We start from the raw sequence: 16,600 nt of genomic DNA, 5'->3' as shown, positions 1-16,600 counted from the left end.
CACTGATGGGTATAACTATGCGGTTGACCGTATGGTTTGTCAAAGCGGCAGGTCAGGGCGGTGGAGTCGGCCACGCGGGCGGAAAATGCCGTGAAGCCTCGGCTGATATGTCCCTAGCATCGGGAGCCGATGAGAGGGGTGGCCGGGGTGGACGGCTGGGACTGCTGGGACGGAGAGGCCGTACGGGCCGTGGTGCGGGTGTGCGAGGGCGCGACGCCCGCCGAGGCGTTCGACACCGCGTCGGCCGAAGCGTGGCTCGCCTTCGACGCCGGTGTGCGGTGCATGGACGACCGGCCGTGGCTGACGCACGCCCCGGCCGGGGCGCCGGGGCGACCGGGGCGATCGGCTCCGACACTGCTGGACCGCCTGCGCGGGCGCCGAGGCTCCCCGCTCGCTTCCCCGGTCCCGCCTCCGCCGCCCGCCGTCGCCCTGTGCCACCCGGACGGGCGGGTCCGGGAGGCGGCGCTGGAGGCGGTCCGCTCCGCTCCGGAGCTGCGCCCGCTCCTGGTGGTGCGGTGCGCGGACTGGGCGACGCCGGTCCGGGAGCGGGCCCGGACGCTGCTGGCCGAGCTGCCCGGTGACGCCCTGTTCCCGCTGGCCGAGCTGGTCCTGCGGCTGGCACGGCGGGAGCGGGGCGGCTTCGCCCGCGCCCTGCTGGAGGCCGCGCTGCGTGAGGGCCCGGCGGCCGGGGTGCTGGCGCTGACGGCTAGCCCGGACCGGGCGACGTACCGGCTCGCGTACCGGATCGCGGTGGAGCGCGGGCTGCTGACCCCGATGGAGCTGGCGGCCACGGCGGCGACCAGCGGGGACGTGACCCTCCAGGACCTGTGCGCGGACGCCGCCGTCGCCGTGCGGGCGGAGGGCGGCGGCCCGGCCCCGGATCCCGCCGTGCTGGACCGGCTGCTGACGGCCCGCTCCCCCCGGGTCCGTTCGGCCGGGGTGACCGCGCTGCGGCGGGCCGGACGCTGCCGGGACGCCGAGCCGTACCTCGCCGACCGGTCCGCTCTCGTACGCGCCTGCGCGCGCTACGTGCTCCGGCAGGGCGGTGACGACCCGCTCCCCCGCTACCGGGCGTGGTGCGCCGAGGCGGCCGGGCGCCCGGCGGCGGCCGCCGGGCTCGGCGAGTGCGGCGACCGGGCGGTGGACGCCGCGAGGCTGTGGGCCCTGCTGGAGCACCCGTCGCCCGCGGTGCGGTTGCACGCGGTCACGGGCCTGCGCGCGCTGGACGCGGTCGTACGGGAGCGGCTGACTCCGCTGCTGGACGACCCGAGCCCGGCCGTGGTGCGGGCGGCGACCCGGGCCCTGCTGCCGGACGCCGCCGGGATCCCGGAGCCGCTGCTGCGCGAGCGGACCGCGCCGGACCGGCCGCGGGCGGTGCGGGTGGCGGCGGAGCGGCTGCTGCGGGCGGCCAGGCGGCACCGGTGGCCGGGCCCCGGGCGGCCGTGAACGGTCGGCCGCCGCCGCGGGGACGGGCGCGTTGGGCCGTACGGAGCAGGTCCGGTGGGGCGTCGCCCCCGGTCGCCGTACGGTCCGGAGCATGCGCAGACCACTGGTGACCACCGCCGTACTCCTCGCCCTGGCCGGCTCCCTCGGGGCCGGGCCCGCCACCGGCGTACCGCCGCTGCCGGAGCGGCTGGCGGACACGGGCGGCGGCTCCCAGCTGATCACCGCCGAGGCCCCGGACGCCGCGTCCACGACGGGCACGGTGACCTGGTGGGAGCGGCGCGGCGGCCGGTGGGCACAGGCCGGGTCGGCGCCCGCGCGGTTCGGGGAGAACGGGCTGGCCGAGGGGGCGACCCGCGAGCAGGGCACCAGCACCACGCCGACCGGGCTGTACGACCTGCCGTACGCCTTCGGTGTCGAGCACGCCCCGGCCGGCACGACGTACCCGTACCGGAAGGTGACCGACGACTCCTGGTGGTGCCAGGACAACGCGTCGGCGGCGTACAACCGCTGGGTGGAGCCGCGCCCCGCCCACTGCCGGGCGGAGGAGGCCGAGCACCTGGTCTCGTACGGAACGCAGTACGCGCGGGCGCTGGTGATCGGGTTCAACTACGAGCGGCCGGTGCGCCATCGGGGCGCGGGGATCTTCCTGCATGTGAACGGGCGCGGGGCGACGGCCGGTTGCGTGTCCGTGCCCGCCGACGCCATGGCGGAGATCCTGGCGTGGGCGGAGCCGGGGCGGCGGCCGCACATCGCGGTCGGGACCTCGTCGGGCCCGACCGCGATCACGCGCTACTGAACGGGGGCGTTCAGCGGTCGTTCTGAGCGAGTCTCAGCAGGTGGTCGGCGAGCGCCTGGCCGCCGCCCGGATCGCGGCTGATGAGCATCAGCGTGTCGTCGCCCGCGATGGTGCCGAGGATGTCGTGCAGTTCGGCCTGGTCGATGGCCGAGGCGAGGAACTGGGCGGCGCCCGGCGGGGTGCGGAGCACCACGAGGTTGGCCGAGGCCTCCGCCGAGATGAGCAGTTCGGCCGAGAGGCGGCGCATCCGCTCCTCCTTGGCCGAGCCGCCCAGCGGGGCCTGCGGGGTGCGGAACCCGCCCTCGCTGGGCACCGCGTAGATCAGCTCGCCGCCGGTGTTGCGGATCTTCACCGCGCCCAGTTCGTCCAGGTCGCGGGAGAGCGTCGCCTGGGTGACGCTCAGCCCGTCGTCGGCGAGGAGCTTGGCCAGTTGGCTCTGCGAGCGGACCGGCTGCCGGTTCAGGATGTCCACGATCCGGCGGTGGCGGGCGGTGCGGGTCTGCGGCACGGACGGCCCGCCGTGCTCGGTTTCCTGCGCCTCGGTCATCGTCGTCGCCTCATTCTCCGGAAGGTCATGCTCCGGATCGTCCGTCCCCGTGTGCCGCGTCGAGAGCTCCCGGCAGGATCTCCAGGAACGCGTCCACCTCCGCGTCACCGATGATCAGCGGCGGCATGAGCCGTACGACATCGGGGGCGGGCGCGTTCACCAGGAGGCCGGCTCCCTGGGCCGCCTGCTGCACCTGCGGTGCGAGGGGTCCGGTGAGCACGATACCCAGCAGCAGGCCCGCGCCGCGGACGTGGGAGACCAGCGGGTGTCCCAGCGCCTCGACGCCCTCGCGGATCCGCTCCCCGAGCCGCTTGACCTCGTCGAGCACGCCGTCGGCGGCGAGGGTGTCGAGGACGGCGAGCCCGGCGGCGCAGGCGACCGGGTTGCCGCCGAACGTCGTGCCGTGGTGCCCCGGCTTCAGCAGGTCGGCGGCCGGGCCAAAGGCGACGGTCGCACCGATCGGCAGCCCGCCGCCGAGCCCCTTGGCGAGCGTGACGACGTCCGGCTCGACGCCCTGGTGGGCCTGGTGCTCGAACCACTGGCCGCAGCGCCCGATCCCGGTCTGCACCTCGTCGAGAACGAGCAGCGTCCCGGTGGCGCGGGTGATCTCCCGGGCGGCCTCCAGGTAGCCGCCGGGCGGGACGACGACGCCGTTCTCGCCCTGCACCGGTTCGATGATCACCAGGGCGGTGTCGGTGGTGACGGCCGCGCGCAGGGCGTCCACGTCCCCGTACGGGACATGGGTGACGTCACCGGGGAGCGGGACGAACGGCTGCTGTTTGCCCGGCTGGCCGGTCAGGGCGAGCGCGCCCATCGTCCGGCCGTGGAAGCCGCCGCCGGTGGCGACCATGTGGGTGCGCCCGGTGAGCCGGCCGATCTTGAACGCCGCCTCGTTGGCCTCCGCGCCGGAGTTGGCGAAGAAGACCCGGCCCTGGCGGCCGAAGAGCTGGAGCAGCCGCTCGGCGAGCGCCACGGGCGGCTCGGCGATGAACAGGTTCGACACATGGCCGAGGGAGGCGATCTGGGTGGAGACGGCCTCGACGACGGCGGGGTGGGCGTGGCCGAGGGCGTTGACCGCGATCCCGCCGACGAAGTCGAGGTAGCGGGTGCCGTCCTCGTCCCACACGTGGGCGCCCTCGCCGCGGACGAGCGGCAGCCGGGGGGTGCCGTAGTTGTCCATCAGCGCGCCCTGCCACCGCGGGGTGAGTCCCGCGGCCTCGGTGCCGGTGCTGGTGCCGGTCGTCATGCTTCCCCCTGTTCGGGCCCTGTGTGTACGTCGATGGGGGCGTCCGGCACGACCATGGTGCCGATGCCCTCGTCGGTGAAGATCTCCAGCAGGATCGAGTGCTGGACGCGTCCGTCGATGACGCGGGCGGTCTCGACGCCGTTGCGGACGGCGTGCAGGCAGCCCTGCATCTTGGGGACCATGCCGCTGGACAGCTCGGGCAGCAGCTTCTCCAGCTCGCTCGCGGTAAGCCGGCTGATGACGTCGTCGCTGTGGGGCCAGTCCTCGTACAGCCCCTCGACGTCGGTGAGGACCATCAGCGTTTCGGCGTTCAGCGCGGCGGCGAGCGCGGCCGCGGCGGTGTCGGCGTTGACGTTGTAGACGTGGTGGTCGTCGGCGGAGCGGGCGATCGAGGAGATAACCGGGATGCGGCCGTCGTCCAGCAGCGCCTGGACGGCCCCGGTGTCGATGGCGGTGATCTCGCCGACCCGGCCGATGTCGACGGACTCGCCGTCGATGGTGGGCCGGTGCTGGGTGGCGGTGATGGTGTGGGCGTCCTCACCGGTCATGCCGACGGCGAGGGGGCCGTGCTGGTTGAGGAGGCCGACCAGCTCCCGCTGGACCTGCCCGGCCAGCACCATCCGGACGACGTCCATCGCCTCGGGGGTGGTGACCCGCAGCCCGGCCTTGAACTCGCTGACCAGGCCCTGCTTGTCGAGCTGGGCGCTGATCTGCGGTCCGCCGCCGTGCACGACGACGGGCTTGAGGCCGGCGTGGCGCAGGAAGACGACGTCCTGGGCGAAGGCGGCCTTCAGCTCCTCGTCGATCATGGCGTTGCCGCCGAACTTGATGACGACGGTCCTGCCGTGGTGACGGGTCAGCCAGGGCAGCGCCTCGATGAGGGTCTGCGCCTTCGGGAGTGCGGTGTGCTTCCGCGCGGCGCTCATGAGCTGTACGCGCTGTTCTCGTGGACGTAGTCCGCGGTGAGGTCGTTGGCCCAGATGACGGCGGACTCGGCGCCCTCGGCGAGGTCGGCGGTGATCCTGACCTCCCGGTAGCGCATGTCGACGAGGTCGCGGTCCTCGCCGACCTGGCCGTTCTTGCAGACCCAGACGTCGTTGATGGCGACGTTGAGCCGGTCCGGCTCGAAGGCGGCCTTCGTGGTGCCGATGGCGGAGAGGACGCGGCCCCAGTTGGGGTCCTCGCCGTGGATGGCGCACTTGAGGAGGTTGTTGCGGGCGATGGACCGGCCGACCTCGACGGCGTCGTCCTCGGTGGCCGCGTTGACCACCTCGATCCGGATGTCCTTGGAGGCGCCCTCGGCGTCGCCGATGAGCTGCCGGGCGAGGTCGTCGCAGACGGCCCGTACGGCTTCGGCGAACACGCCCTGGTCCGGGGTGACGCCGCCGGCGCCGGAGGCGAGGAGCAGCACGGTGTCGTTGGTGGACATGCAGCCGTCGGAGTCGACCCGGTCGAAGGTGGTGCGGGTCGCCTCGCGGAGGGCGGCGTCCAGTCGCTCCGAGGGCACGTCGGCGTCGGTGGTGAGGACGACGAGCATGGTGGCGAGGCCCGGGGCGAGCATGCCGGCGCCCTTGGCCATGCCGCCGACGGTCCAGCCCTCGCCGCCCGCGACGGCCGTCTTGTGCACGGTGTCGGTGGTCTTGATGGCGATGGCGGCCTTCTCGCCGCCGTGCTCGCTGAGGGCGGCGGCGGCCTGCTCGATGCCGGGGAGCAGCTTGTCCATGGGGAGCGGGATGCCGATGAGGCCGGTGGAGGCGACGGCGATCTCGCCCGCGCTGTGGCCCTCCAGCACCTCGGCGGCCTTCTCGGCGGTGGCGTGGGTGTCCTGGAAGCCCTGGGGGCCCGTACAGGCGTTGGCGCCACCGGAGTTGAGGACGACGGCGGTGACCTCGCCGCCCTTGAGGACCTGCTCGGACCAGAGGACGGGGGCGGCCTTGACGCGGTTGGAGGTGAAGACGCCCGCGGCGGCGCGGCGCGGCCCGTGGTTGACCACGAGGGCCAGGTCCGGGTTTCCGCTCTCCTTGATTCCGGCGGCGATGCCCGCCGCCGAGAACCCTTGTGCTGCCGTGACGCTCACGGTGCGACTCCGATCGTCGAAAGTCCGGTGTCCTCGGGGAGTCCGAGGGCGATGTTCATGCTCTGGAGGGCGCCGCCCGCGGTGCCCTTGGCGAGATTGTCGATGGCGCAGACGACGACGATCCGGCCGGCGGCGGGATCGTGGGCGACCTGGACCTGTACGGCGTTGGAGCCGTACACCGCGGCGGTGGCGGGCCACTGCCCCTCGGGCAGCAGGTCGACGAACGGCTCGTCCGCGAACGCCTTCCCGTAGACCGCGCGCAGACTGTCGGAGCTGACGCCGGGCCGCGCCTTCGCGCTGCACGTGGCGAGGATGCCGCGGGGCATGGGGGCGAGGGTGGGCGTGAAGGAGACGGTGACCCGCTCCCCGGCGGCGGCGCTGAGGTTCTGGATCATCTCGGGCGTGTGGCGGTGCCCGCCACCGACGCCGTACGGGGTCATGTTGCCCATCACCTCGGAGCCGAGGAGGTGCGGTTTGACCGCCTTGCCCGCGCCCGAGGTGCCCGAAGCGGCGACGACGACGGCCTCCGGCTCGGCGATGCCGGCCTCGTACGCCGGGAAGAGCGCGAGGGACACGGCGGTCGGGTAGCACCCCGGCACGGCGATCCGCTTCACCCCGGCGAGCGCGGCCCGCGCGCCCGGCAGCTCGGGCAGCCCGTAGGGCCAGGTCCCGGCGTGCGGGGACCCGTAGAAGGCCTCCCAGTCCCCGGCGTCCTTCAGCCGGAAGTCGGCCCCCATGTCCACGACGAGGACGTCGTCCCCGAGCTGCTCGGCGACGGCGGCGGACTGCCCGTGCGGCAGCGCGAGGAAGACGACGTCGTGCCCGGCGAGCGCCTCGGCGGTGGTGGGTTCCAGCACCCGGTCCGCCAGGGGCCGCAGGTGCGGCTGGAGCGACCCGAGGGCCTGCCCGGCGTTGGAGTGCCCGGTCAGCGCGCCGATCTCGACGCCGGGGTGCGCCAGCAGCAGACGGAGCAGCTCCCCGCCGGCGTATCCGCTCGCCCCTGCCACTGCTGCTCGTACCACCATCGGTGAACCCTCCTGATCGATGGCATGACTATACGCATGCATGCAGTTTTATGCAAAGGTCGGTGGGCCGCTCCCCGGTCGCAGAGGAAAAAAACCGGTGGGGCGCGCCCGAGGAGGGTGGCAGGCTGGCGCGGTGATACCGGACTTCGTTCCTGGCACCCTGAACTGGGGCGATGTGAACCCCGCCCTGCATCCCCTCGACGAGGCGGCGCTGGCGGACACGGTGCGCTCCCTCGGACCTGCCCGGTGTGTGCCCACCCGCCCGGACATCCCCTTCGCCGACCCCGCGATGAGCGAGTGGAGCCACGGGGAGGCGCGGTCCTGGGCCGACGCCATGTCGTACGCCCTGGTCGACCGGTACGGGCCGTGGACCCTCGGCTGGCGCTGGGCTCACGACGAGGGGGACTTCGACGGCGGACCGGTCGGGCACTGGTGCTGTCCGCGCGATTCGGTCACGACGCCGGACGAGACGCTGGACCGGGTGGAGGCGGCCCTGCGGGAGTGGCGCGAGTGGCTGGAGTTCCTGGCCCGCTGCTTCGACACGTACCCGCTCGAACTGGCCGACGTCGACGAGCAGCGCATCCTGTGGGAACGCACGGCGAGAAGCCTCATCCTGCACGTCGTCGACCGCACCGGGTGCGGCAGCGGCTGGTACGGGCACTGCCGTCAGGTGCTCACCTGGTTCCTCGACCACCGGGGAGTCGCGCCCGATGTGGCCGGGGACCTGGTCGACCAGGCGATCGACGGCCGGTTCCACAGCTGGACCGGTCCCAGGACCCCGGTGGTCGACGACATCGCGGAGCGGCTGGCGCTCTCCCTGGAGCCGGCCGACGCCCGTGTGCCCGCGCTCGCGGCGGCGCCCCCGGACCACCTGCGGCGCTGGCTCGATCTGCGCGCGTCGGTGGCCTGGGACGGCGTCCCCGACAGCGGTGCGCCGGGGCCGTTGGTCCCCCTCCGCGACGGTGCGGCGGAGGACTTCCGGGACTACGACGCCGCCATCGACCCGGCGCGGGCCGAGGGGCTGCTCCGCGCCCTGGACCTGCTCCGCGCCGACGCGAAACGCGGGGCACGGCTCGACTTCGCCCTGCTCAGCGGTTGGCAGCGGCACGTTCTCGACACCCCCGGGCCACCGCCGTTCCGGGACGCTCCCGCCTTCGCGAAGGGAGGCCGGGAACGCTACGGCATCGAACCGGACACCCGGGCCCGTCTCGACGCGTGCCTCGCCGGGAGCGCGCCCGACGCCGGACGGCCGCTCGGCCTGACCGCGCGCGCCGCGCGCGCCTACCTGGACGTCTGCTTCTTCCACCCCTTCGACGACGGCAACGCCCGGTCCGCGTTCCTCGCCCTGGTCTTCGTCCTCGCCCGGGAGGACGTCGCACTCGACTCGACCACCCTGCTGCGCCGCGTCGGCTTCGAAGCCGACAACCCCGAGGACCCGCTGACGCTGGTCCGCTGGCTCAACCTCCACCTCGACGAGGCCCGTCGCCGCGCCGAGGAGGCGACGGACCGGACGACGGGGTGACCGGCTCCGGCCGACGGCGGGCCGGACGCGGTGGCTGCCGGCCCCGGCACTCCAGTCCCCCGTGCCTCACGCCCCGCACATCACGTCTCGCGCCCGGTCTCCCCGTACAGCCCCTCCACCTCCGCGCAGGCTCCCCGGTCGTGACCGTCCTCCGCGTCCGTGAACCGGTACCGCCCCCGGCCTCGCCCGGCCTTCTCCCCGTGCTCGCGCGTACGGCCGTCATGTCGCGCCGGGCACGGCCCGAGAAGCGGGTTCCGGGCCTGTGGCGGGCGCCGGTCCGGCGGGGGTGAAGGCGATACTGGTCGTAGCAGTCGCCCGCCACCCGCCACGCCCCGTCCGGGGCGGCCCGGTAGCGGTCCGGCCGCACCGGTTGCGTCGATGCCTTCGAGGGGAGCCGTTCATGACCACGGCGAGAGACCTGTTCATCATCGCGATGGACCCGGCGCCGGAGCGGACGGTGGGGCAGGGCGACCTGTCCCTCGCGCTCGCCGGCGCCGAACTGCTCGACCTCCTGGACGCGGGGGCCGTCACCGTGGACGGCGACCTCGTCGTACCGGGCGGGTCGTCCGTGCCGGACGACCGGCTGCTCGCCGCGGCCGCGGCGGAGATCACCCGGCAGCCGCCGCACGAGCGGGTCGAGGACTGGCTGTGGCGCCGGGGCCGGGACCTCGCCGCCGCCTACCAGGACGCGTTGGAGGAGGACGGTGAGCTGACGCGGAAGCGGAGCGGGCTGCTGCCCTTCGGCCCGAAGGAGGTGGAGCTGGTGGACACGCCCGCCCGCCGCCGCGCCACGGCCCGCCGGGAGCAGGGTGATCCGGTGCTGGCCTCCCTCGCGTCGGCCGTGGGGCTCGACGGCGAGCGGCCGGAGGGCGAGGAGCCCGGCCTCGGCGACGAGACGGTGACCACGGTGGTCGCCACCGTCCACGAGGCGGTGATGGAGCTGGAGGCCGTACGGCAGCGGCGGACCATCGAGAACACCGCCTTCGCCAACGTCTGGCGCGGGCCCTGAGCCGGCTCAGCGGTCGATCGCTGAGCCGAGGCACGGTCACCCGGTGAGCCGGGGCGCGGCCTCGGGGTGAGCCGGGGCGCGGTCGTCCGGGCGGGTCCGGGCCGGACCCAGCGTGGGAGCGGCCCGTGGCCCCGGCCTGGCGCCGCCACGACCCCGTCCGTACTCGTCCGCGGCCCCGTCCAGGCCCGGCCGCCACGGCTCCCGGTTTGACCTTGACACGGTGGCAAGCTCTTCACTGCCCGTCGAGGAGGTGGTCTCGATGACGGTCACGGGACGACGGAAAACGGACGGGGCGCGAGCGCTGGAGGCGCTGCGGGACGAGAGCGCGTCGGTACGGCTGCGCGCCGCTCTGGCGGTCGGCTCGGCACCGGACCCGCGCTTCGTGGCGGAGCTGGTCGAGCGGTGCGCGGTCGAGCCGGAGTTCTTCGTCCGCGACATGCTGACCTGGGCGCTCACCCGGCATCCGGTCGCCGACACCCTGCCACTGCTGCTCGACGAGGCCCGCTCGGAGCGCGCGCAGGCACGGAGCCAGGCGCTGCACTCCCTGTCCAAGGTCGGGGACCCCCGGGGGTGGCGGGCGGTCACCCGGGGCGTGCTGACCGATGCCGACGACGAGGTGGCGCGGAGCGCCTGGCGGGCGTCGGTCCTGCTCGTACCTGAAGAGGAGGAGGCCGCGTTGGCGGCGGTACTGGTGACGCAGCTCGGGCGCGGCGGGCACGCGACGCAGCTCAGCCTGAGCCGGGCCCTGATCGCGCTGGGGGACGCGACGGCACCGGCCCTGGACCTCGCGAAGCGGGCCGCCGACCCGGTCGTGCGCGCGCACGCGCTCGTCACCGAACGGCTGCGGCACGACCCGGACACCGGGTTCGCGTTCGCCCTGGAGGAGGCCAAGCGCACGGTGGCCCTCGGCCCGGCGGCCGACGGCGCGGGAGGGACGTGAGACGTGCTGATCGGTGAGGTCGCGCGGCGGTCCGGCGTCAGCGCCCGCATGCTCCGGCACTACGAGTCGCTCGGCCTGGTGCGGCCCTCCGGCCGTACCGGCTCGGGCTACCGCGAGTACGCGGGCGAGGACATCCGGCGGATCTTCCACATCGAGAGCCTGCGGGCGATGGGGCTCTCCCTGCGGGAGATCGGACGCGCCCTCGACGACCCCGGTTTCGCGCCGTCGGCGCTCGTCGACGACCTCATCCGCCGCACCCGCGAACGCATCGCGGCGGAGACCGAACTGCTCACCCGGCTGCACCGGGTGCACGCCCGGGAGCCGGCCGGCTGGGAGGAGGTGCTCCAGGTCCTCGCCCTGCTGCGGGGCCTCGGCGACGATGACGCCGCCGCCCGCCACCGGGCGGCCCTGGCGTCGGTGGACGAGGTCCCGGCCGAGGCGTTGGCCGAGGCGGCGCTCGGCGAGAGCGATCCGTATGTAGCGGGGGCCCTGCGGTGGGCGCTGGCGCGGTCGGGCGGCGGTACGGCGGCGCTGGCGGAGGGGCTCGGCTCGCCGGACGCGGCCGTACGGGACCGCGCCGTACGGGCTCTCGCCGAGCTGCCCGGCGGCGAGGCGGACGCCCTGCTGCGGGACGCCCTCGCGAGCCCCGACGCCGTGGTCCGGGGCCGGGCGGCCCTGACGCTGGGAACGCGGGGCGAGGCGGACGCGGCCCCGGCCCTGGTCGATCTGGTGGTGGCCGGGCGGAACGACACCGACGCGGCCGACGCGCTGGGCGTCCTGGCCGGTGACGACGGAGCGGCGGACCGGATCGCGTCCCTCCTCGTCGGCCGCCTGGCCGACGAGGCCACCGGGGCTTCCGCGCGCGGGCGGCTGACCCAGGCGCTGGCGGGCATCCCGGGGGCTACGGCCTCACGTGCCCTCACCGGCCTGCTGGACGACCCGGACCGTGCCGTCGCGCTGACCGCCGCCTACCTTCTTCGGCTGCGCGGGGAGCGGTGAGGGGCCCCCGGGCCGCGGCCGGTCCAGGAGCAGCGGCACCGCGAGGACGGGCAGCAGCCAGACGAACACGATGAGGCGGTGGCCCAGCAGCTGGTCCAGGTTCGGGTGGCCCGCCTGGTTGAGGAGGCCCGCCACTCCCGCCCCGAGGGCCACCGGCAGTACGGCGGAGCGCCGTTTCCCCAGGGCCAGGGCCGAGAGGGCGAGCAGGACGGGCAGGAACGGATACGTCGCCTGGCGCTTGAGCCACGCCCACCAGAAGACCCGTTCCCGGGCGAAGAACTCGGGCCAGGGGTCGGGCCGGTCGGGGCGCTGGTAGTGGTGGGTCAGCAGGTCCTGGGCGCTGTCCTGCCCCATCGGCCAGGACAGCAGGTGCGCCCCCGCGTAGACGAGCGCGGCCAGCAGAGCGCACAGCCCGGCCGCCCGGAGTACGGGAGTCGACCGGCGCCCCTTCCGGTGCGACCAGGCGGCCCGGACGGCGAGGACGCCCGCGAGCGCCGCCGCCAGCAGCAGGGCCTGGGAGTAGCGGACGAGGAACATCAGGGCGAGCCCGCCCACGACGAGGGCCGCGCCGGTACGGGTCCCGGCCGCGTCCGCCCATCGCCCCGCGCCGACCCGGGGCCCGGCGGCCTCCGCCCATCTCCCCGCGCGCGTACGGGTTCCGGCGGCCTCCGCCCCTCGCCCGGCACCCGCGCCGGACGTGTCGGAGGGCCGTTCCCGCAGCAGCAGCGTGCAGCCGAGGACGACCACGGTGCCGAGCGCCAGGGAGAGCCCGTCGCTCAGCGGGTTCATCGCGACGGTGCCGGTCGGTAGGGCCAGGTAGAGCGCCGCTCCCGCCAGGCCGGCGCGCCGGGACGCACCCGCCGCGCGGAGGGTGAGCAGGACGCAGACGGCGCCGGCCAGCGCGACGAGGAGCCCGGCCAGCCAGAGGCCCCACACCGCGCCGAACGCGGTCACGAAGGGGACCAGGAACAGCGGATAGCCCGGCCTGGCCTCGAAGATGGCCATGAACCGCTGGTTGGCGAACGGCGCCGTCATCCCGGACGTGTTGCCGTTCCGGGTCCAGTAAGCGACCGAGTCGGTGAGCCGGCGTACGCACTGCGCCTCAGTCTCCCCCGCCGCCTTCCTGCTGGTCCAGGGGATGGTGTCCAAGGGTGCGTGCTGCCCGCTCTCGCACGAGTACGCGATCGCGCGGCGGCCCGCCTCGGCGCGGCTCTCACCGCTGAGGCTGAGGGCGTAGGAGAGGTAGTTCTTGGAGTCGGGCGAGGCCCGTCCGGTGACCGCCGTCAACTGGAGTGCGGTGAAGGCGACGGCGATGACCAGCAGGCCGGCGAGGCCGAGGTGCTGGGTTCTGCGGATGTGCGGCATCGGACGGGCGCTCCCCTGCGGACGGCGGTTGCCCGGTCAACGAGCGAACCGGCGCGGGGTGGCGTTCACGGTTCAGCGCGTGCCGTGCGTCCGAAAACGCCGGATGCTCCGGATGCTCCGGATACCGCTGGATGCCGCTGGATGCCGCTGGATGCCGCTGGATGCCGCTGGATGCCGCTGGATGCCGCTGGATGCCGCTGGATGCCGCTGGGCGGGCCTACCGGCCGCGCGGCTTTCCGCGCTTGCCGCTCTGGCCGCCCGCGCGCTTGCCACCCTGACCGCCCTGGCCGCCGGCGCGCTTGCCGGGCCGGGCGCCCTGCGCGGGCTTCTGGCGGGCGCCGCCCGCGCCACCTGCCCGCTGCTTGCCCTTGGCCTTCTCCTTGGCCTTGTCCGTGGGCCGCTGCTGCGCGGCGGCCACGCGGCCCCGGGTGCTGTTGACCGTGCGCCCCCGGACGATCCCGATGAACTCCTCCACCAGGTCCGGGGTCTCCTCCGCCGTGGGCCAGGACAGCGCGACCCGGGACTCGGGGGCCTCCCGGACCGGCCGGTAGGTGAGGTCCTTGCGGTGGTGCAGCCGGGCCAGGGACTGCGGGACCAGCAGGACGCCCACGCCCGCCGCCACCAGCTCGATCGCGTCCGCCGTGGTCTCCGGGCGCTCGAACGCCGGTCGGCCGGGCAGGGCCTCCCAGCCGAGGACGTCGTCCAGCGGGTGCAGCACGATCTCGTCGGCCAGCTCGGCCGGCGCCACCTCGTCGGCGGCGGTGGCCACATGGTCCTTGGGGATCACGACGACGGTCGTCTCGGTGTAGAGGGGGATCGCGCTCAGGACGTCGCGGTCGACCGGCAGCCGTACGAGACCGGCGTCGGCGCCGCCGTCCACCAGCAGCCCCGGGGCGTCGGCCGCGGTGGCCTGGACGAGTTCCAGGGGGGTGTGGGGCAGCCGCTCGTGCCAGACCCTCACCCACTTGGTGGGCGTCACGCCGGGGACGTACGCGAGCCTGAAGGATGAGGGAATGTCCGAGCCTGTCACGGGGCCAGGCTACCGGTCGGTGGTCGGAGGTATGTCCTGTGGTCGATACCCTGGACCCATGACGTCGCACAAGACCGCCCAGACCATGAAGCCCGCCACCGCGGCGAAGAAGCTGGGTGTGTACCTCCAGGCCACCCCCGCCGAGTTCCAGGAGGGTGCCGTCTCCCGCACCGAGCTGAACACCCTCCAGACCGATCCGCCGGCCTGGCTCGTGGAGCTGCGCCGGACCGGTCCGCACCCCCGCCCGGTCGTCGCCGCGAGGCTCGGCGTCTCCATCGCGGGGCTGGCCCGCGGCGGGGTCACCGAGCCGCTCACCACCGAGCAGATCGACGCGCTGAAGGACGAGATGCCCGAGTGGCTGCGCAAGGAGCGCGAGACGCAGGCGGAGGTGCGCAAGGAGGCCGCCCGCATCAAGGAGCGCAACGCCGAGCGGGCCGCGCGCGCCGCCGGCCAGGAGTAGCGACCCGGGGCCAGGAGCAGGGGCCCGGCAGGGCGGTACGCCCGCGGGGGCGTCGAACCCCTCCGGTCGGGCGGTCCGTCCCGGCGGCCGACCGTCAGGGTCGGCGCCCCCGGCCCCTCGGCAGCTCGCCCAGGTGCACGGCGCGATGGATCGTCTCGGCCAGCTCCTTCGCGTCCTCGGTGAACGTGTCCACCCGGAGGCCGCGACCGTCGCGCAGGGCGATGGTGTAGCGCAGCCCCATCCCTCGCGCCTCGGCCAGCAGGCGGCCGTCGTCGGCCGTGACGGCGCCGATGCCCTCGATGTCCGTCCAGGGGATGAGGGTGGCGTGTCCCGCGACCCGGTGGGTCAGCCCCCGCTCGTGGACGTCGAAGCACTGCTCGCGGGTGCGGAGCGCCTGCGTCAGCCGCCACACCCCGAGCCCCAGTCCGATCAGCCCCACGCCGAGCAGCAGGCCCGCCAGCTCCGGCGCCCCGTCGGTGGTGCCGATCGAGGCGACCGTCACCGGGATGCCGAAGGCCAGGCCGACGACGCCGGTGACCAGCAGGGCTCCGGCCGTCCGCAGCCTTCTGCCGCCGTCGGTGCGGTGTTCGCGGACGAACCCGCCCAGTTCCCGTGCCGCCTCGGTGCGCCGCATCGCCGTATCCCCCCGTCGCCGCCCCTCGATTCTGCCCGAACGAGGGCCCGGTGTCAGGGAGTTGGGGTGGACGCATACCGCGGGCCCGCGGCCGGTCCGCCCCCTCGCGCATACGCGTACGCGTGAGGGAAACGGTCCTGCCACGGGCCCGGGGAAGACCTGACCGGCCAGGGCCGGCCGGAGGCGGGGTCAGAGAACGCCGGACTCGGCGATGGTGACCTTGGCGCGGGTGCGGCCGCTGGAGGAGCCGAGCGCCTCGATCTTGCGGACGAGCTTCATGCTGTCCTCGTCGGCGACCTCGCCGAAGACGACGTGCTTGCCGTCCAGCCACGGGGTGAGCACCGTGGTGATGAAGAACTGCGAGCCGTTGGTGTTCGGGCCGGCGTTGGCCATCGAGAGCAGGCCCACGCGGTCGTGCTTGAGCTTGAAGTTCTCGTCGGCGAACTTCTCGCCGTAGATGCTCTTGCCGCCGGTGCCGTCACCGCGGGTGAAGTCGCCGCCCTGGAGCATGAAGTCCGTGATGACGCGGTGGAAGGACGAGCCGGCGTAGCCGAAGCCCTTCTCGCCGGTGGCGAGCGCGCGGAAGTTCTCCGTCGTCTTGGGGACGACGTCGTCGAACAGGTTGAACGAGATCCGCCCTGCGGGCGCGTCGTCGATGGTGATGTCGAAGTAGACCTTGGTTGTCATGGTGACATCCTCACATTCCTGGCAACCGCAGGCGAAACCCGGGTTGGGTCGGCACGCCGGACGAACGGCTTCCGCCGCCCTCCCGTCCGCCTCCCGGCTCAGCGGCCGCCCGCCTCCAGGCACAGGCTCCAGCGGCCCGGCAGGCCGGTCAGCGTGACGGTGGACAGCGGGCGCACGTCCACGTTCCAGTACGCGGAGGGCGGGGCGCTCAGGGCGTAGACGAGAGCGGCCCGGATCACGGCGGGTTCGGCGACGGCGACGGCGAGGATGTCGTCGACGGGGCGGGTGTCGAGCCAGCCTCCGACCCGTCCGATGAAGTCGAGCATGGTCTCGCCCCCGTGCGGGGCGCTGCGCGGATCGGAGAGCCAGAGGTCGACGGCGGCGGGCTCCCGGGCGGTCACCTCGCCCAGGGTCATCCCGCGCCAGCGCCCCATGTCCCAGTCACGCAGGGCCGGTTGGGCCATCGGGCCGAAGCCGAGGGCGTTCCCGGTGGCCCGGCTGCGCGGCGTGGGCGAGCAGTAGCGCAGCTCGGCCGCGCCGAGCGGGACGAGTGCGTGGGCGACGAACCGCACCTCGTCCCGGCCGGCCGCGTCGAGCGGCCGGTCGTCGTCGAAGCGTTCGGCCTGCCGTAAGGAACCGCGTGCCGCTGCGACCAGAGTGACCCGAAGCGTCATGGCGGGATCGTGGGGCCGAACGCCTGTTTGGTCAAGAGGGCCTGCGCCCCGGGAAGGCTCCCCCGGCGCCGGGGAGCCGGCCCCTCCGAGCCGAGGAGCCGCCGCCCGCGCACCGGAGAGCCGGCCTCTCAGCGGCCCCGCCC

Annotated in this window: 17 protein-coding genes; 7 read left to right on the top strand and 10 right to left on the bottom strand. The window is 74.6% G+C overall.

Annotation, left to right across the window (positions count from 1 at the left end; translation table 11 throughout):
* The first annotated feature begins 129 nt into the window (after nt 1-129).
* Nucleotides 130-1,446, top strand: coding sequence for a HEAT repeat domain-containing protein (locus IF19_RS0111155; protein WP_030120558.1), 1,317 nt, complete (start codon nt 130-132; stop codon nt 1,444-1,446).
* 91 nt (nt 1,447-1,537) lie between these two features.
* Nucleotides 1,538-2,242, top strand: a complete 705-nt coding sequence (locus tag IF19_RS0111150; protein WP_030277831.1) for a L,D-transpeptidase family protein — start codon at nt 1,538-1,540, stop codon at nt 2,240-2,242.
* Nucleotides 2,243-2,252: 10 nt separating this feature from the next.
* Here IF19_RS0111150 and IF19_RS0111145 read toward each other — a convergent pair whose 3' ends face one another.
* From IF19_RS0111145 to argC, 5 genes are read right to left on the bottom strand one after another with little or no spacing between them, the layout of a single operon-like run.
* Complete coding sequence (locus tag IF19_RS0111145; RefSeq protein WP_030114063.1) at nt 2,253-2,789, bottom strand: arginine repressor; 537 nt, start codon at nt 2,787-2,789, stop codon at nt 2,253-2,255.
* Between the two features lie 25 nt (nt 2,790-2,814).
* On the bottom strand, nt 2,815-4,035 hold the full coding sequence (locus tag IF19_RS0111140) for an acetylornithine transaminase (protein ID WP_030114064.1): 1,221 nt from the start codon (nt 4,033-4,035) through the stop codon (nt 2,815-2,817).
* The gene (argB, locus tag IF19_RS0111135) at nt 4,032-4,961 is read right to left on the bottom strand and encodes an acetylglutamate kinase (protein ID WP_030114065.1); all 930 of its coding nucleotides are present in this window, start codon (nt 4,959-4,961) and stop codon (nt 4,032-4,034) included. The genes IF19_RS0111140 and argB overlap by 4 nt, the downstream gene beginning before the upstream one ends.
* Complete coding sequence (gene argJ, locus IF19_RS0111130; protein WP_030114066.1) at nt 4,958-6,112, bottom strand: bifunctional glutamate N-acetyltransferase/amino-acid acetyltransferase ArgJ; 1,155 nt, start codon at nt 6,110-6,112, stop codon at nt 4,958-4,960. Before argJ ends, argB begins: the two co-directional genes overlap by 4 nt.
* Nucleotides 6,109-7,137, bottom strand: a complete 1,029-nt coding sequence (gene argC / locus IF19_RS0111125) for an N-acetyl-gamma-glutamyl-phosphate reductase (RefSeq protein WP_030114067.1) — start codon at nt 7,135-7,137, stop codon at nt 6,109-6,111. The genes argJ and argC overlap by 4 nt, the downstream gene beginning before the upstream one ends.
* Nucleotides 7,138-7,270: 133 nt before the next feature.
* On the opposite strand from argC, the gene IF19_RS0111120 reads away from it, so the two are divergent.
* The 4 genes from IF19_RS0111120 to IF19_RS0111105 all read left to right on the top strand — a co-directional run bounded on the left by IF19_RS0111120 (nt 7,271) and on the right by IF19_RS0111105 (nt 11,607).
* Nucleotides 7,271-8,659 carry a Fic family protein gene (locus IF19_RS0111120; protein WP_030120555.1) on the top strand — a complete coding sequence of 463 codons (1,389 nt, stop codon included), beginning with the start codon at nt 7,271-7,273 and terminating at the stop codon, nt 8,657-8,659.
* A gap of 400 nt (nt 8,660-9,059) precedes the next feature.
* A complete protein-coding gene (locus IF19_RS0111115) occupies nt 9,060-9,668 on the top strand; it encodes a GOLPH3/VPS74 family protein (protein ID WP_030120554.1) in 609 nt (202 codons plus the stop codon).
* 259 nt (nt 9,669-9,927) lie between these two features.
* Complete coding sequence (locus IF19_RS0111110; protein WP_030114071.1) at nt 9,928-10,608, top strand: HEAT repeat domain-containing protein; 681 nt, start codon at nt 9,928-9,930, stop codon at nt 10,606-10,608.
* A gap of 3 nt (nt 10,609-10,611) precedes the next feature.
* Nucleotides 10,612-11,607: a MerR family transcriptional regulator gene (locus IF19_RS0111105; protein ID WP_030114072.1), complete on the top strand. Its 996-nt coding sequence runs from the start codon at nt 10,612-10,614 to the stop codon at nt 11,605-11,607.
* Here IF19_RS0111105 and IF19_RS01000000134650 read toward each other — a convergent pair.
* Together IF19_RS01000000134650 and IF19_RS0111090 are read right to left on the bottom strand one after the other, a co-directional pair.
* Entirely contained in the window at nt 11,518-12,972 is a 1,455-nt protein-coding gene (locus IF19_RS01000000134650; protein WP_030114073.1) for a hypothetical protein, read from the bottom strand. The genes IF19_RS0111105 and IF19_RS01000000134650 overlap by 90 nt on opposite strands.
* A 217-nt stretch (nt 12,973-13,189) precedes the next feature.
* Nucleotides 13,190-14,002: a LysR family substrate-binding domain-containing protein gene (locus IF19_RS0111090; protein ID WP_030114074.1), complete on the bottom strand. Its 813-nt coding sequence runs from the start codon at nt 14,000-14,002 to the stop codon at nt 13,190-13,192.
* Nucleotides 14,003-14,060: 58 nt separating this feature from the next.
* Between IF19_RS0111090 and IF19_RS0111085 the strand changes: the two genes are divergently transcribed.
* Nucleotides 14,061-14,462 carry a DUF5997 family protein gene (locus IF19_RS0111085; RefSeq protein ID WP_030114075.1) on the top strand — a complete coding sequence of 134 codons (402 nt, stop codon included), beginning with the start codon at nt 14,061-14,063 and terminating at the stop codon, nt 14,460-14,462.
* 94 nt (nt 14,463-14,556) lie between these two features.
* On the opposite strand, the gene IF19_RS0111080 is transcribed toward IF19_RS0111085, so the two are convergent.
* From IF19_RS0111080 to IF19_RS0111070, 3 genes are all read right to left on the bottom strand, one after another.
* Nucleotides 14,557-15,096 (bottom strand): hypothetical protein, encoded by a 540-nt coding sequence (locus tag IF19_RS0111080; RefSeq protein ID WP_030114076.1) that lies wholly within the window; start codon nt 15,094-15,096, stop codon nt 14,557-14,559.
* 189 nt (nt 15,097-15,285) lie between these two features.
* The gene (locus IF19_RS0111075) at nt 15,286-15,783 is read right to left on the bottom strand and encodes a peptidylprolyl isomerase (protein WP_030114077.1); all 498 of its coding nucleotides are present in this window, start codon (nt 15,781-15,783) and stop codon (nt 15,286-15,288) included.
* Nucleotides 15,784-15,881: 98 nt separating this feature from the next.
* On the bottom strand, nt 15,882-16,457 hold the full coding sequence (locus IF19_RS0111070) for a histidine phosphatase family protein (protein WP_030114078.1): 576 nt from the start codon (nt 16,455-16,457) through the stop codon (nt 15,882-15,884).
* Nucleotides 16,458-16,600: the final 143 nt, after the last annotated feature.

The sequence above is a fragment of the Streptomyces californicus genome (assembly GCF_000717645.1).
In the GTDB taxonomy this organism is placed as follows: Bacteria; Actinomycetota; Actinomycetes; order Streptomycetales; family Streptomycetaceae; genus Streptomyces; species Streptomyces californicus.
This window is presented reverse-complemented; position numbering and strand designations above follow the sequence as displayed.